Consider the following 17,262-nt stretch of genomic DNA (forward strand, 5'->3'; position numbering starts at 1 on the left):
TGTTCTCCTGGTACAGGGCTGGTCAGTGTTATGACCCTCCCTGCTCCACACCATAAAAAACCAGTTATTCAGTCCCGGAAGTTTCTCCTGTGTCGCCAGGGATATCTGCATCGTTCTCATTATCGCCCTCACCGGCTTCGCTGACGTTTTCATCATCGTCCTCGCCGGCCTCGCTGAGCCAGCGCATCAGCTCGTTCAGCACGAGCGTCTTTCTTGCCCGTGTGACAGCCACATACAGCAGATTAGTCTCATCCTGTCGCTCTTCCTGCGAGAGGAGCGGGTCCGTAATGTCAGTGAAATCCTCACTCAGCATCACCACCGGCCATTCCAGCCCTTTGCTGCGGTGTGCGGTTGAAACCGTGACCTGAGCGTCTTTTTCATGAATGGCGACCTGGCGGCGCATAATGGCCAGCTTTTGAGGAAGCGGGAAAAAGTCATCGAGCAGGCGAACAGCCTGATTCATCTCCACGTCCTGGGTGGCTTTGGCTATTGAGCAGTACTCGTCAAAATCCCGGTAGTCCCGGCTCAGGCGCGGGGACTGCATCTTTTCAGGCATATCGGCGGAAAACCAGTACAGGTCTTCCAGCTCCTCTGTTTTGTAGCCTTCAATCCCTCCGACCCAGAAGACTTTTTTCTCCATGAGGCTTGCCGTCAGGGCGCTGTCGATCACGCCGGACACCGTCCGGCTCAGTACAGCAATGTGCTCAGCCTCATCCGGGATGCTGCTTACGACGGCGTCCTGTCCCCCGTTACCCGTCACCCGCTTTTCTTCTCCGGCACGCTCCAGCAGGATATTGGCCATACGTGCGACCTCAGGGCCGAAACGAAAACTTGCCGTCAGCCATAACCGATCTGCCTGCGCCAGCTGGCGGGCATTGAGAGCGTTGTCTGCCCCGCGAAACCGGTAAATCTGCTGGTAACGGTCTCCGACCAGAATGACCCGGCAGGGCTGATTCAGAACAAACGCACTGGTCACCGGGTTGGCGTCCTGAGCCTCATCAAAAAGGATGGTGTCCCAGCGTTTAGACAGGTCAGGCTGAGAGAGTTGGAACAGTTTGAGGTAAGTATCGTGAGTAACGGGGAAGGTAGAATCGGTCCGGCTCATTTCATACCAGAGGATCTGAATCGCCCCCAGAATTTTACCGGCATCCAGACCGTGGCGATCATCCTCAGCGGGCAGATGTATCAGTCCCGGCTCGGGGTCTGCGCTGCAGAGGAACATGTTCAGCCCACTGAGCGCCAGCCTTGCCAGCGGCCAGTGGCGGGTATTGAGCTTTCTGGCCACATCCGTAATGCGCAGACTGGCTGTCAGCCGGTCACTGAAATGTTTACCGAAGCGTACCCACGCCAGCTGATGCGACGTTTTACACTCTACGTTATAGGGGAACCTGCGTTCAGCCTCATCGCGCACGGCGCGGTTGTAGGCAAGGTAAAGCATTTTGCTTTCCGGGTTGGCTTCAGCGTAGCTGACTAACGTGGTGGTTTTTCCTGTGCCTGCAAATGCGTTTACCACTAGATGAGTGCCCTTCCACTCGATGATGGCGTTTTGCTCGGCTGTGTTTTTCCAGGTCATGGGGTTCTCCGGCAGCTGCATATGAAAAAGCCAAACTGACAGTTGGAAACAGGCACTTCGATAAAAAACCATATTCCTGTGTTAAAAATTTATAACGAGCCTAGGCAGAAGCGCCAGCGGTTGTCTCACTTAAAACACGTCGAAATCGGAAGCTATCTCTACGTTCTGAAAAATGCTGAATGCTCTGCAGAGGTAAATTTTTGACAGTAGTAACTGTTGTTTTATTGCCCGATCATATGAACAGAAGGAATGCTCCGGCTTATGTAAAACATGGCTAAAGAAGTAGACAGAAATGATGAACTATGAAGTAAATAATCAAAGGCGCATTTTTTACCGTAAAAAATGGAGAGGATATTATCTTCGAATTGCCTTCTTTCGATAGTTGTCTCTGAATCATAAATGAATTCATAACACATTAAAACTATATGATATGTGTTAAAACAACGGTAAAAGAATAAAGCGCCGGGACAGATAAATCATTATAAATTCTAATCACTGGCATGCCCGTCAGTCACTCAGATGATTTTGAAACCCTGCGTAAACAAATACTAAAAATAAAGTCATCAGAGATTAAATAGCTACGTCTAATACCGCTTCAACTGCCATTTACTGATGGGGGGCATGGCATGTTGCATATGAGCAATATATCTCCAGTTCAGTGTAGCACGGTCAGCCTCTTTAACCAGCCCTGATGCCTTGCACTGCATGGGCTGGCAAAAAGTGGAGAACTACCCCACGCAGCTATTTTGTAGGAATATTCCAAAACAGCCGATGAACAGTCAAACTGCAAATGCTGCTTTGAAACGTGTAGGATACGGCGGCAGACTGATCGCACATGGATTGCGTTCTATAGCAAGCACTGCTCAAAACGAACATAGATGCAATGCTTATGTTACAGATACGGCCCTTGTTCATAGTGAAAAAAACGAAGCAAGGCGAGTGTATAACCGCTCCACCGATTTTAATAAATGAATCGAGCTAAAGAATTTGTGGGGGAATTCTTATCGCTGATCAATTAAAAGTGACTATTATATAGTCACTTCTTCAAATTAATGTTTCATGCCGTATTTTATTTCTCGCTCTTTAAATGCTTTCACGCCCCCCTCAAGAATATGGCAGACATGATCTCTAATCGTGCTTTCAAAAAGGATGCCTTTTCTATTCGGGTCTATTTCATTATTCTCCAATGAACCAAAATTGTATTCAAATTGATATTTTTCATTTTCGTTCCCAGCTTGCTGTCCCGATTGGTTGGCCACAATGATGCACTCAGCGTCCGTTGAAACAACCAGATTAGCATTATGCGTTACCATGATTATTTGTCTATCACGTTTCTTGCTTCTAATGTAACCCTTCAGTTGGTCATATATCGTCCTATTATCTAAGTTATCTTCTGGCTGATCAATTAATATAGGATGCTCTGAGTTACTCAGATGTAATAAAACACTCATAAGCACCAACCCCCTTTTGCCAGGTGACATTTCAAGTATCTCATCATTTTTATAGAAAACAGAATAATCGATCCTAAAAAAATCTGAATATAACTTACTTAGAAGATCTTGAGTAGTTATGCCACTTTTAAGATTAGGTAAATCCTTACCCAATCTGATCTTATCATAAACTGCCGTTATTTTTTTTGCATGAGTACCGTGATCGTACTGAATATTTCCTTTTTCATCTAAAAGTCCTACCATGAAGTCTAATAAATTAGTTCTACGGTCAAATAAGTCTAAGAAGGCATTAAACTTCTCGTTATCATAAGTCACTTCTGCTCTAACTGTAATTTCATCATCGAAGGAGTTTATTGGGTCATTGACTAATGAAACTATAGAGCCATAACCATCCATTACAGATTGATAACTTTTTTGTAGTGATGCTTTAACATCAATTCCTATCTGAGTTTGCTTATCTATTTCAGTCTGCTTTTCGACGATACGCTTCAACTTTGTATTTTCTACGATAAGCTTTTCATTTATCTCTTTTAGCTTTGACTGCTCTTTCACCTTTGTTGTAAAAGGAAGTAATCGCTCATTTATCTTTAAATTTTCAGCTGTGATTTTTTCTATCCAATAGGGTATTTTTTTAACTTTATCTCTTAATTTTGACTCTATAGTAGGGAATACGGACTGCAAGGTTGATTTTATGAGTTCGAAATAATTATTCAATGCTTTTGAATTTGTGTCGTATCTAACATCTTTCTTAATAAGTGACAATAAGTTTAAAAATGAACTTGGTGAGTTCTTCTCGTATGAAAAAATGATATCTCTTGTAATCTTATCAAAGTCTATCAGAAACTGTTTCCGGTTAAGTATAGTTTTACTTCGAGACGTCAATTCAGAGTATACTTTTTGTTCTGCCTCTGAAAAACCTGACTTTTTTCTAATCTCCTCTGCTTGGCCATTAAGTTCTCTTATTTCCTTTTCTATATCACCTTTTAATCCAATTTCGAGAGACTCTTTTTTAAGTATATTGTATTGTTCAATGCAAGAAAAAAGCTCGCTTAACTTAGTGGATATATTGATATTGTTATCAGAAATTTCACTTCTAATCGCGTCTGATTCTGATTTGAACGTTTCCCTCTGACATAAAACCTTGCTAATTAATTCATTCAGATCATTCTTACCCTCTTTTTCAGCAAGTTGATTAATGTATAGCTGAGGTATATATGTTATGGGTTTTGTTTTTTCATCAGATAACGTACATACTTCACCATTATTCCACTCAACCTCAAAGTCGTAAGAATGAGACTGAGGATATGGCTGCATTTTGGCAAGAGCCATTTTCTCGACCACCTCCACCTTATTATTAGCTTTTGCCAAATTATATAACAATAGAGATTTACCAGAAGATTTACCGCCAATTATAGTATTCAAATCTGCATTGAAATTTATCCATTCATTTGTAAATTTTTTGTTATGAGATTTATCAATAAACCTAGCGCGTTTAATAATTTGATAATCACTCTTCTGTTGTGGGTTATTTTCTTGAATTCTCACTCTAGATTCTGGATCATATACAACTTGTTTTAATCCTGAAAAACTCAGATCAGCTTTAACCCATGTACATCTATTCAAATCTGGTTTAAAAAGCTCTTCTAAAGAATGTGCATCTGATCCCCACAGGCATGGTTTAATCGCACCAAATTCATTTACATGTAGTTCTTTATTATATTCTCCCAACATAAAACTAATTGTTTTAGCGTTTGAACTGAAAATAAAATGAGATTGTTTTATCAAGTTTTTCCTAATACTATGGCTTTGCGAGTCCCAGCTAACTTGGCTTAAATCCTCATCACTTGGGATTCCCAACATGTACTTATTATTAAAGCGACTATTATTTTTTAATATCTTTGCCAAGTCAGACTCATTTATTGAAGCATTGCACGCACCAATGTAAAAATCACTTCCTTTAAATTTAGAATGTTCTGCTTTGAGACGATGACCAAACTCTTCGATGTTACGTTTAGTTAAAGGCCTCCTTTCTGTCGCATCTCCAATATCTGCATCATATTCAATACTTAGTTGGGAAATAATATCACTTTCAATGCAATCAATATCCAAATCACCGCAAAGCAATAGGTGATAATTAAATTTATTACCCCAACCCTTAGTTTCCTTATCGCTTGTTAGTAACTTACTTATCCTGAACTCAATGTTTGGGAATATATATATATTACGTATCAACTCAATTTCTGAACCTGTGAATAACTCCTTTAATTTACATTCATTATTAAGATAATCTTTTTTAATCTTCTTGTAACCTTCTGGTATATAGTAGTCAGTAATACCAATCGCCTGAACACCTTCTTTAATTGCTGCTTTAAATAGCTCTTGAACGTAAAAATCCCAATCTCCAAATTGATTATTAAGTACTGAAGCTGGCGTATGCACATGAAAATCCCACTTCCGCCATTCAGATCCTCTTGATAATTCCATAACAACCCCCAAAGGATTAAATTGACGCATCAGAATGCTCTACTTAGGTTTTAGATGCACACCCTAATGCACTGTTTATTTAGACAGCATTTTGTTATCACTGACCAAAAATAATTTACAACCACACATTGAGAAATGCGATTGTTTTTCATCAAACCATTAAGGATTTTTTACGATAACGTCGGGTAGGTACATGTCCACATGAAAAGAGAGCAAGCCTAATCTTCTTAGTAATTAGTTGCACCTGAAACCGCTAAACTTGCTGTTAGCTGTTGGGTGGCATGTTGCTTATGGGCAACATATCTCAAGCTCAATGTCGTACGGTCAGGCACAGGAAACAGCCCTGATGCCCTGCACTACATGGACTGGCAAAAAGTGAAGCACTATTCCGCGCAGATATTCATTGCCCCATTTAAATAAACCGTTGAGTAATTCATTGTGTCGAGTAGTCGGGTATTTCCCCACAATCATAAAAAACGCTCCCGGTCGGGAGCGTGTGGTTATGATTACGCTGCCTGAAAGTGACGTGGATCCAGACGAACAGGCCAGCCGCCAAGATAGTGCCCGGGTGTGTGGAGTATCCGGCGTCGCTCATTCGCCAGGGTGTTACCTACCACCACTTCCCCGGCAATCCCGCACAGTGAAAGCTGTATATAAGCCATTCCGGCCGCAAGCGGATCGATATCTGTCGCGGAGACCCACAGATACCGGTGCGGTGGCCACCCTGCCTTTTGCAGAACATCAGCAAATGCCAGCACCATGCAGCCGGCCCCGCACGCAGGTTCACTCAGGGTGACGAAGGGTTTGTCACGGAACAACGCTTCCGTGTCGCCCAGCTGCATGGCCGCCATCATTCTGGCCACGTCCCAGGGCGTGAAAAACTGCCCCCTGTATTTGTCACCCAGCTCCAGCTGCATAAAGACGCGGCCAAGGAAGTCTCCCGGCGCGTCACCCAGCCCGTTAACAACGTGGGCAAGCAGCTGCGCCATGCGCGTGACGTCCTCCTTTTCGTATCCACCGACTATACGCAGATACTTTTGTTCCCGTATTTCACTGAAGTGAAGCCGGTTTTCCAGCGCGATGACGCTGCAGCTGATGAAGTCTTCAAACACTTTGAACCGGTGATGATACCGGGCCGTCTGACTGAACAATTTAACAAAGGCTTTTTCGTGGTTAATCATGTCAGGCATGCGTTTCTCCATAAAAAAAGGGACACGCACCCTGACCAGGGGACGTGTCCCCTGAGGGTAAAAAAAGCCACGGCAGTGCCGTGGCGGGATTAACGGAGGCGCAGGCTTTTAACCCCTGACCTCACGATATGATGCAGCGTCCTGAACCGGTGAAGCGGGCTCATCGCTGACCAGATAAAGCACCTGACCGGACTGAGGCGCGCCGGACGCGCCTTTATGTCCGTCAACATGTTCACCACCGTCATAGCAGTCGTATCCGCTGAGGCCGCTCACGGGCTCGCTGAAGCTGTGACGCACCTCGCAGTCAAACACCGCTGAGATTTCCCCGACGACCTCACCTGACGGCGGGAGCCAGGGCGTATCCATCTGCAGCGTCAGACTGTTTGGCGAATGTCGCTGCCAGCTGACATTGTGCCCGGCCGGCCACTCCATACCGTACTGCCGGCAGTAGAGGCTGGTTGTGGTCGACACACCGGACATCAGCCCACCGGCCCCGTTCAGCTCTGCAGCCAGACGGGAGGGTATGACGGCCAGCATGTCGCAGGGCTGGGAGCGTTCAGGATACTGGCTGAGCCGTTCCCAGGCAGTTGCGGTATCAGACTCATCGCCGGCACTGACCAGACCAAACCAGTCGGTATATTGCCTGGCAATCAGCTCCGCCATAATCTCACGTGCCGGGGCGGGTGTATTCTCCCACTTCAGCGCGCCGAGACCTGACTGGTGATACAGCCGGTCAATGGCCCGGATGGTTTCCGCATCAAGGACGGCATCCTTCAGCAACAATGCCAGCCAGCTTTCAAACGCCTGGCTGGCCGCAGTGGAGAGTCCTGTGCCTGCACGGACCAGCCCCTGAAAAGGCGGATACGACGTGGTGCGCACCGGCTTGAGTATCCCCGCCGCGCCGGCCAGAAACAGCTGTATGCTCTGCTGCACGGCATGGCGGTGACGCGGGACGTCAGTCCCGTTTATCCACTGCAGCAAAACATCGATACAGACGGATTTACCGGTAATTTCCAGGCGGTTATGACACCATTCGGACATAGTGAATACTCCTCTTTCATGAAAAAAAGAGGACACAGCCCCGTGAGGAGCGGTGTCCTCACGGGACGGTGACAGTTACGAAATAACCGCCACCGGATAAGTTACTTACGCCGCCACAGCCTGACGTTCAGGCAGTGCCAGCAGGTATTCCGACGCTTCCCGGGCATGCCGGCAAGCGCGGAACAGGGCCTTTTTGTCAGATTTCAGCACCTTCAGCCAGTGGTCCACATAGCTGTCGTGCTGAACCTCACCGGATACGCCGAGCTGGGCACACAAAAACGCACTGCCCATCTCGGCGATGAGCTCTTCAAAGGCATACACCGGGTCCCCGAACTGCCGGGATGAAGAGGTTATCCCCTCCCGGTTAAGTCGTTTCGCATGACCGGTGCTGTGTACCAGCTCATGCAGCAGCGTGGACCACCAGTCCGCTTCCGTAAAAAACTGCCCTGCCATTGGCATCACAATTTCATCCGTCAGCGGGCGGTAATAAGCCCGGTTCTGAGGCAGCGTCCGGTGCTTAACCCCTGAGGCGTTAAACATCCGGACCACCCTGTCCATCACGTCCGGACTGAGTATGCCGTCCTCATCCACCGCCGGCGGTTGCTCAGGTGAAGCCGCCACCTCTGCCGGCAACCCCTCACACTGCTCAGCGTTGAACAGCTGCAGGGGTTTAAGCATCGGCACGGTTTCCGTCAGCGGTTTGCCGTCACTGTCATAAAGGCGGTTGCCCTCACGGTCCTCCGCCTGTTTCGTCCAGTCCTTGTACACCACGGCCAGGGTGGCTTTCTCACCCTTACGCACCTGGCCGCCGGCCTGCTGCGCCTGCCGGTAAGTCAGCCAGCGGTCATTGCGAAAACCCTGCTCTTCCGCTGACATCCAGAGAAGCAGGACATTCACACCGCTGTAGTGACGTCCGGTTGTTGCATTCAGGGGGAGTCCGGCCAGACCGCTGCCGGCAGCTGCACGCCACGGCTTACGCCAGGGTGCGACACCGTTTTCCAGCGCGACGACGATACGGTCGGTTATCTGGCGATAGAGATCAGTCTGTTTTGCCGGGCGGCTGACCGCCTTACGTGAAGTAGTTTTTTTCATGAGATATACCTTTAATCGGAGGCATACCCCTGCGCCGGCGGGCGCAGAGATACGCCCGTCAATGGGAACACTCACTCGGGGGTGAGCGAAAGATAAGAGATTACAGCGGGTCAGTTTTCAGTGACGCGCTTCAGTTCGTACAGATGGAATTCCGCCAGCACGAAGGCATTCCAGTCCTCACTGCTCAGCACCCGCTCACCACCGGACAGCAGCTGCAGCAGCAGGGAATCAAACGCGCCCTCACTCACCGGCGTTTGCAGTACCGGCTGAGGCGTTGTCAGTGACGGATGCTCAGGCAGACCAATATGGCGCTCAATCCAGCGCAACGGTATTGCCCAGCTGCGGCCTTCGTCAGAAGAATGTATCCGGAAGCTGCCCGGACACAGGTTGTGCAGCAGGACCATCACCACACGCGCAAAGAAATCGCAGGGCTGATGCTGAAAATCCAGCTCCTGGATACTCAGCGTATTGTTGTTGCGCTCCCGCTCAATGGTCATGTTGACCGGCCAGAAACTGCCGCCTGTATCACCACAGAACGCCATGACATCAGCAACCGGAAACAGGTCAGCCGCGCGATTAAGCGAAGGCAGATACATATTTCCAGGACGCAGGCGCACCGGCAGTTGCCAGAACGTTTCTGTGACGGCCAGAACGAAAGCATGCCAGTGACGTAACGGAACCGTGCTGACGTGCTCAATGGTATAAACAACCGACATGGAAGCCGGGGAAGAAGACAGGTGTTTCATTGATAAATCCTCCGCAAAGAAAAAAAAGGGGGATTTATCCCCCGGACGGGAGTCAATCCCCGTCAGGGTGTGCTCTGTCTGATTACATCATTTCGAGGGCGGCGATAGCTTTGTCACCACAGGCCTCATCCTGCCTGCGGGCCACAGCCTGCTCCCAGAAAGGCCGGTTAATTTCTTTACCGAGACCGTCAAGGGTGCAGAGCAGTTCTCTGGCAGAGGCAGGCAGCGGTGGAATATCACCGTCCCTGAGAAAACAGACAAACCAGCCATAGGCTGTGCCGGCGTTAATGATGGCTTCTTCCGGATACGTCAGCTCATTCGGTTCATCCCGGTCCGTATGAAGGCCGAGACGCTGAAATGCCCTGATGCTCAGAAGCTCACTCTCAAGCAGGCAAAGCCAGCTGAGTGTGTCCAGAGGTGTTTTGAGTGCGTAAACGTCTGCGTACATGGGTATATCCTCAGTTAAATAACGGGATATCCCCTCCGACGGAGAGATATCCCCGTCAGGGTCCACAACATTTGCTGGCTGACAGCTATCAGCCTTTCAGTTCAGAGCATATAAGGAAACGATAGCGCAGGTGTGCCAGGTGCTGTGCCTGACGGCAGGCATAACGGTATGCGTTCCGGCGACCTGTCATTCCCTCAGGAAAGGAAACCGGCAGACGGTGAAACACATACTCAGCGCGGTGGCACCCGGTACGGACGGTAAGAAAGACCCTGACGCCCTGGTCTTTGACGGAGGTGATATACGCACGAACGGCATAATTGCCCGAGCCGTTGACATACCAGCCGCTGTTGCGGCGCAGATAAAAGAGAGATTTTAATCTCCGGACAGATGCGTCGGCAGACTGCTGAAGTTGCGTAAGAAGGTGTTCAGGGAAAACCGCAGAAGAGATGACAGACATGATGTTTCTCCATAAAAAAAAGGAAACACCTGCCCGATCGGGAAGTGTTTCCCGTCGGGGAGTCAGAAAAAATGACATTCTGACTGTCTGATTAGTTGAAATGACCTCAATCACTGTTCAGTGATCTCCGTTTCCAGAGGTTAAACGGATTTACCACCCGAAGGTATCCTCTCTCAGGCAATGAGGATTTTCCGGCCACCCGAAGGTGTTTCTCTCAGGCCGGTGAAACGTTGGCTGGCAGTCACCCGAAGGCGCTCCTCTCAGACTACCGGAGCATTAGCTGGTTGCACGAAGCAACGAGTAAGCATATTCATTTTCAGAGCAAATAGTGATTATGTCAACTGACGAACTGGCACAATACTACGGCTAGGATTATTTATATATTTCGGTGTCTTATACTTTGACTAACTTCGCAGCCATGGGGTCGTAAACGTATCCGATAATGCTACCATCCTTGATACGTGCAACAGCTTCGTCTATGACGAACAACGGAACGAGAAACCATTCTTCGGGGTGCACAGGATGGCCGAAACGGTCATTAATAGTGATGCTAAGCCGAGAGGGTGCGAACAGCCTGTGAAACAGGTTTTCCATCCGAGCTCGGTTGATGCCTGCCAGCTTGTATGAGGCTACCACCTCGACCTTCGCCAACAGATAGGTGGAATCGTGTTCAGCATTAGCGATACGAGTCTCAACTTTGCCGCCAGTCACACCAATCTTGTGAATGACGTCACGATGTGATGCCACATAAGGGTTATCAGATAGAGAACGCAACACATAAATGGTGCCACTTTCTAGATCGTTCTCTTCTAAAGCATCGCTGAATAAAGGCCCCATATCTGGATCGGAAATTCGGCGTGCTGTTTCATCTTTATACAAAGCACGAACCAATGACAGTCGAAGTAAGTTGCTTTCCGTACCATTTGAGTAAACGACACGCAACCGAGCATCTTTCTTCCCCTGTGGCGAATCAAACTCTTCACCTTCCTCAACCACATAAGCCGTTTGACCATCTAGGATGAACCAATGGCCTACTTCAATCGTTGCATACTGCCCAAAAGGTCGGGTTACTCTCAACCCTGAACTTAGATCACTGCGCACCTGCTCAAATAGCGGTTTAAACGCATCAAAATCCTCGCACGGCTTGCGATCCGCGATCCCTTGAACAGCACGCTTTTCGGCACTAGCACGAACATGACGTAAGACTGTGATATCGTCCTGGCTGGTAACATCAGCCAGTTCGGCAGCCAAATTATCGATATCGATAATTTCGTCCGCTGACTCCGCTACCTCACCCCCTCCGATCAATAAGCCCTGATGATCCAGCGGCTGAAGCAAAGCACGGCAGTCTGGAAGATTGCGTAGACGGTCGAGTCGCACAGCATAGAGGCGCTCGAAGACATCACGATCTTCACCATGTTGAGGCACACGCCTATGCTGCTCAGTGAAGCGCTGAATCTCCTCAAAACCGCCGATGATGCGCTCCTCGGTAGCTGGACGTCCTTTTTTCTTCTCAGGTGGTGCAAACTCGGCAAGTTCGCCGGCCAAATAGTCTAAATCAGAATTACTCATAACGCCCCTCCGCCCTGAAACGCATAAACGCTGCTGCTCCTTCGGCAAGGTGTTTTTCCCACGCATCCGACGAAGTTAACGATGGAAGTCGCTCACGTTCACGCTTGAATTCAGCAGCACGCTTAGCGATCACTTTAGCATCTTCAGGCGTAATCGAGGTGCGCTTAGCGGAGATGGCCGCCGCGACCTGCTTCAAACTATCTTCGCTCATCGTCTTAGCAAGGATGGCATAGGCTTCCCCGAAGGGGTTGATGCGGTCGATAAGATCTATGTCTAAATCGCGTACGTCCATCGCAAAGCGACGCACTCCGTCGATAAGTGCAGTATTAAGCGTCCCATCGTTCTCTTTGGTGATAAGCTGCTTGGCCTGCTGTGTGAGGTTAAGGGCGGCGATAGCGTGCTGACGCACTGCCTCCTGATCTTCAGCGTCAAGTTCAGGATATTTTTCTTTGACGATCTTACCCATACGAACCTGTGTTAATTCTTCGGGAATCAGTTCTTCATCGAATAGACCTCGTTCGAGGGCAGGCTTATCCTGCACGAAGGCCGCGATCACCTCGTTTAGATCTTCCTGACAGATGCGTGCTGCTTCTTTACTTTTGGGCTCGGTAAGTCCCTTAATCTCAATTTGATACGTCCCAGTCTCCTCATCAACACCAACATTACAGCTATCCGGGTCATACCCTCCATCGCCATAGTCAAAACCTGGAGTCGGGCCGCTTTCAGGATTCTTGGGCTTGAACTCGAAGCGTGGAGCCAGTACCTGCTCCATCAGCAGGCTTGCCGCAATGGCTTTTAAGGTATCATTAACTGCCTCGGTGACTGCGCCCTCTACAGCGTCCGGCTCGGCGATCAGGTTAGTAAATTTCGCGCTGGTCTTACCCGGTGCATCGCGAGTGGCGCGACCGATGATCTGTACGATCTCAGTCAAACTGGCACGGTAGCCAACAGTCAGTGCATGTTCACACCAGATCCAGTCAAAACCTTCCTTCGCCATACCTAATGCAATAATGATGTCCACATAGTCACGGTCAGTATTCATTTCGGCAGCACGAAGGCTTTCCTGAATCTTACCTTGGCTGGTTGGGTCCACCAAGTCAGCGATACGTAACACTCGGCCATCAAGGCATTTGACTAGTTGGAAACCAGTAGCAGGGTCTGCTCCTTGCCAATCTCCAAGCTCACCGAGAATGTGCTCGACCTCCTTGATCTTATCCTTAGTACTCTCGCGTGAATTGACGTTCGGAATATGGATGATGGTCTTCTTTGCAGGATCAAGGACATTGAGGATGTCATCGACGTAGGAGTTGCTATAGAAAAAATAACCGATATTGAGCTGCTTAAGGTATTCGTAACCGTTGAGCTGTTCATAGTAAGTATAGGTAACGGTATCGAACCTAGATTCATCCTGCGGGGCTAGCACAGCCTCAGCATCGCCCCGAAAGTAAGAACCAGTCATTGCGACGATATGCGTTTTGTCCCGTGCGATGAACTGCCCCAAATGCTGACCGAGCTTGTTATCTGGGTTGGATGATACATGATGAAATTCATCGATGGCAATCAGGCGGTCATCAAATGCTTCTATGCCGTAGGCATCAACTGCGAAGCGAAAGGTCGCATGTGTGCAAACTAGCACCTCATCACCACCATCAAGAAAAACGCCGAGAGATTTCACCTTACCGCCGTTGTCGTTACCAGGCGCGTTGCACAAATTCCACTTAGGTTCAACATGCCAATCGGTCCAGAAGCCATACTGTGACAGAGGTTCATCATTAAAGCTTGCTCCGATGGATTTCTCCGGTACAACGATAATTGCCTGCCTGAGCCCCTGGTTTTCGAGTTTATCGAGTGCGATGAACATCAGCGCACGGCTTTTGCCGGAAGCGGGAGGTGACTTAATAAGGAGGTATTGTTCTCCGCGCTTCTCATAAGCCTGCTCTTGCATGGGCCGCATCCCAAGGACATTGGCCCTAGTCGATACTCCGCTGCGTGCGTAAGAAACTGAAACGGACGGTACTGACTTAACCTTGATGGTCATATGTTGGCTCCTGCTTTATGCTTCTTGCCCTTTGCCGGTGCAGCCGAAGCAGCTATCTTGGTATAGAGATCGAACAGCTTATCAAGCCGCTCTGTATCATTCTTAAAGCGACGACCGATGTAGATGCGCTCAAGGACTTCGTCGTTGCGGTCATGCGCAGCTCGCAGGTCAGCAGGCATGTTTGCCGGGTCGTACAAGTCCGCAATGGTCGCGGGGAAGTGATGCTCACGTGCTAGCAGGATATCTTCGGTACAGCGGGTGAGATCGGCTTTGTTTTTCTCGGTCAACGTCGGCACAGGAAAAGTGTTCCAGCCGAGAGTATTAGAGTAGCGGTAGCGCGTTTCCAACTTGCCGCATACTGTTGCGATCCAGACCAGATGTAAGCGGCTGGTAAGAATTGCCATGTTCCAGAGAGGAGCGTCGTAGAGCGCATAAGCCTGATTAGTCGTTCCCGTCCGACCAGGAAGTACCGCAACCGGGAGGTACTCTCGAACTTCAGAACTCACCGTAGGCGCAAGAATGGTCAATCTGGTTGCTAAATTTCTGTCACGGAATTGATGTGGTCGGTCCACAAGCGCGTTGTAGCTCGAGTCACAGCTTTCCTCGCGTATTCTTCTTACACCGTCCAACCGCCGCCGCACAAACTCACTCTGACGAGCAAATTCAAGATCTTCTTCGTCAATCCATAAGCAATAGCGTTGCAATCCCCGAATGAACTCTTTAGCGCCGTATAGCGGCAATATAATCCGCTCAAACTTAGGGTTCTCATGTAGCAGTCGGTCTCGATCCGACATGCTCAACGTCAAGAAATTTCCATCACCGGGCAGGTTTCCATAGTTCATCCGAGCAAGAAGTGAAATCGGAGTACTTCTTGTTTCCACTACTTGCACATCAGAGCTTGTCAGATATGCATTGATGTGGGCTACCTCATAACGCTGAAGATCATCGAAGATGATCTTAGGCAACCGTGGGTGGCCAATTCCAAGAATTACACAGCTCACTCCGGCGTTGTCGGATGCATTATTACTCCAACGAAACGAACGATGAGCAAAGTTGATCCGTAAACCTTTTGAGAACAAATGCGGCCAGTAAATGGGAATTTGAGTGCCCTGCGACACTGAGTTTGTTGTTACAAATGCGAAATTGCAACGTGTCTGAAACGCATAGTCTGCAGCTTTCTCAATCCAGCAAAATACATAGTCCAGCGATGCACTAGATTTAACCTTCTTCCCAAGTACGAGCTTGATTTCCTCTTTCTGCAGAGCAGTCTGATTGCGACGTCCAACATAAGGGGGATTGCCACAGATGTACGTTTCCCCCCCTTCGTTCGCGAAGTCGATCTCCGCCTGATCGAGCGGCGCCTCAGAAAGGTCATCGACCTGCAACTTCACCCCCGTTCCAGTCGCAGGACAAACGCTCAACCAGTCAATTCTTAGCGCGTTACCACAAGTTATCCAGTTATCGTTTCGCAGGGGTAGAAACTCGGCCAACGCTAGCTTCAAGCCTCTATACAGCACATCACACTGATACTCGGCGATAACCAGCGCAAGCCGCGCAATCTCTGCAGGAAAATCACGGAGCTCGATCCCGCGAAAATTGGTGATCGGTATTTCCGATCTTATATCTGGCTCGCCACGACGCCGATTGATTTCCGCCTCAATGCCACGCATTTCTTTATAAGCAATGACCAAGAAATTGCCTGAACCGCAAGCTGGGTCGAAAATTCTTATTCTGGCGATACGTTTGCGTAGGTTAAGCAGGGCACGCGGGTTGTCGCCAGCCTCTTCTAGCTTCGTACGCAAATCTTGAATAAACAGAGGGTTAAGCACCTTCAAAATATTGGGAACGCTGGTGTAATGCATGCCCAGCTCACCGCGTTCTTCGTCTTCGGAAATGGCCTGAATCATCGATCCAAAGATGTCTGGGTTGATTCTGGTCCAATCCAGATTACCAACATGCAGTAAATAGGAACGTGCAATCCGGCTAAAACGCGGAACCTCATCACTACCTGAGAACAAAGCACCATTAACGTAAGGAAAATCGATAGCCCAGCGCGGAATACCGAGGGTAGTTCGCTCATTGCGCAGGGTATTCATCGCGCGGAACAGCGTGGCGATGACCTCGTGGGTATTTGAAGCGTCTCGATCACTCATCTGCGCAATGGTGTCAGTGAATGATCCCTTGCCGATAAAGATCTCAGTGTCTTCGGCGAAGAAGCAGAAAATTAGGCGCGCCATGAATTTGTTCATGTCGTGACGACGCCCTGCAGTGCCCCATTCAGGGTTATCTTTCAGTAATTCGACATACAGACGGTTTAGACGGCTGGTAGCGCGGATGTCGAAGGCGTTTTCGCTAATCTGGCGAACTGTGCTGATACCCGCCAGAGGCAGAAAAAAACCAAAGTGGTCGGGAAAGTCTTTAAATGCGCAAGCGATAGTCTGACCGCTTGTGAGATCTTCGGCTTCGAAGTCTTTCCCATCCGTGGCGAGAATGAACTTGGCCTTGGCCTTGCTTGTTGACGGGCTGGCCTTGAGAGCGGCCAGCATCTCTGTCACCGACCCAGCTTCGCAGACGAGAATATGAATATTGCTACTCTGAAGAACACCACCCAAATCAGACTTGTTCGATGCGCCGGCGCGCAGGCGTTTGATAGTCGTTGCTTTGTTACCAAAAGCTTCAAGAAATGTATAAGGAAACTCCGAGGGCTCAAAGGGTTGTTCCGCGAGATCCGTTATGGCTTGTTCAATTTCTACGGCGTTCATTTGCGTACAGCTCTCCTTTGGCATGTGGCCGCCCTGCAGCTACCAGTGTGCAGTGTAATCATGGCTTATCCTGCATTTTTTTTGAAAATTTTTGACAGCAAGCTTAACAGAATAGAATCCGGCTCTGTAGCGGATTCAATCCCGGTAGGAGCTTCACGAAAACTGTAGTGGCGCATTAACTAACCTATCCTAATAAAGATGTGGGATGCCCGCTTCTAACACACAGTAAACAGACATATGGCGCGTAAGGTCTGCTATATGCTGATGAAGAATTGTCTTTTGATGAAATGCAATTGCTACAACTTTAAAAGTTATTAACATGAGCCCATGCTGTATCTTTAGGGTAGACCTGTAAAATACTGTCCAGTTTATTGACAGAATATAATTAAGTAACTATTCAAATGATAC

Annotated in this window: 11 protein-coding genes and 1 pseudogene; 1 reads left to right on the forward strand and 11 read right to left on the reverse strand. The window is 48.5% G+C overall.

Annotation, left to right across the window (positions count from 1 at the left end; translation table 11 throughout):
• Positions 1–64: 64 nt before the first annotated feature.
• Positions 65–1,573, reverse strand: coding sequence for a UvrD-helicase domain-containing protein (locus IAE30_RS07865; RefSeq protein ID WP_200679002.1), 1,509 nt, complete (start codon positions 1,571–1,573; stop codon positions 65–67).
• Positions 1,574–2,257: 684 nt separating this feature from the next.
• Between IAE30_RS07865 and IAE30_RS07870 the strand changes: the two are divergent.
• Positions 2,258–2,545, forward strand: a pseudogene (locus IAE30_RS07870) (tyrosine-type recombinase/integrase); the annotation flags it as partial.
• Positions 2,546–2,622: 77 nt separating this feature from the next.
• Here the strand turns inward: IAE30_RS07870 and IAE30_RS07875 are convergent.
• The 10 genes from IAE30_RS07875 to IAE30_RS07920 all read right to left on the reverse strand — a co-directional run bounded on the left by IAE30_RS07875 (position 2,623) and on the right by IAE30_RS07920 (position 16,854).
• Positions 2,623–5,508: a TrlF family AAA-like ATPase gene (locus IAE30_RS07875; RefSeq protein WP_370585522.1), complete on the reverse strand. Its 2,886-nt coding sequence runs from the start codon at positions 5,506–5,508 to the stop codon at positions 2,623–2,625.
• 506 nt (positions 5,509–6,014) lie between these two features.
• Entirely contained in the window at positions 6,015–6,698 is a 684-nt protein-coding gene (locus IAE30_RS07880; protein ID WP_200679015.1) for an N-6 DNA methylase, read from the reverse strand.
• A gap of 108 nt (positions 6,699–6,806) precedes the next feature.
• Positions 6,807–7,739 (reverse strand): DUF1281 domain-containing protein, encoded by a 933-nt coding sequence (locus tag IAE30_RS07885; RefSeq protein ID WP_200679024.1) that lies wholly within the window; start codon positions 7,737–7,739, stop codon positions 6,807–6,809.
• A 105-nt stretch (positions 7,740–7,844) separates the two neighbouring features.
• Positions 7,845–8,831, reverse strand: coding sequence for an ArdC family protein (locus IAE30_RS07890; RefSeq protein WP_200679026.1), 987 nt, complete (start codon positions 8,829–8,831; stop codon positions 7,845–7,847).
• Positions 8,832–8,941: 110 nt separating this feature from the next.
• The gene (locus IAE30_RS07895; RefSeq protein ID WP_200679028.1) at positions 8,942–9,577 is read right to left on the reverse strand and encodes a hypothetical protein; all 636 of its coding nucleotides are present in this window, start codon (positions 9,575–9,577) and stop codon (positions 8,942–8,944) included.
• Between the two features lie 82 nt (positions 9,578–9,659).
• A complete protein-coding gene (locus tag IAE30_RS07900; protein ID WP_200679030.1) occupies positions 9,660–10,025 on the reverse strand; it encodes a hypothetical protein in 366 nt (121 codons plus the stop codon).
• A gap of 88 nt (positions 10,026–10,113) precedes the next feature.
• Positions 10,114–10,482 carry a hypothetical protein gene (locus IAE30_RS07905; RefSeq protein ID WP_200679032.1) on the reverse strand — a complete coding sequence of 123 codons (369 nt, stop codon included), beginning with the start codon at positions 10,480–10,482 and terminating at the stop codon, positions 10,114–10,116.
• Positions 10,483–10,875: 393 nt separating this feature from the next.
• Entirely contained in the window at positions 10,876–12,054 is a 1,179-nt protein-coding gene (locus IAE30_RS07910; protein ID WP_200679034.1) for a GIY-YIG nuclease family protein, read from the reverse strand.
• Positions 12,047–14,092, reverse strand: a complete 2,046-nt coding sequence (locus IAE30_RS07915) for a DEAD/DEAH box helicase (protein WP_200679036.1) — start codon at positions 14,090–14,092, stop codon at positions 12,047–12,049. The genes IAE30_RS07910 and IAE30_RS07915 overlap by 8 nt, the downstream gene beginning before the upstream one ends.
• Positions 14,089–16,854 carry a class I SAM-dependent DNA methyltransferase gene (locus IAE30_RS07920; protein WP_200679038.1) on the reverse strand — a complete coding sequence of 922 codons (2,766 nt, stop codon included), beginning with the start codon at positions 16,852–16,854 and terminating at the stop codon, positions 14,089–14,091. Before IAE30_RS07920 ends, IAE30_RS07915 begins: the two co-directional genes overlap by 4 nt.
• Positions 16,855–17,262: the final 408 nt, after the last annotated feature.

It is taken from the genome of Pantoea sp. S61 (assembly GCF_016625145.1).
GTDB lineage: Bacteria > Pseudomonadota > Gammaproteobacteria > Enterobacterales > Enterobacteriaceae > Pantoea > Pantoea rwandensis_B.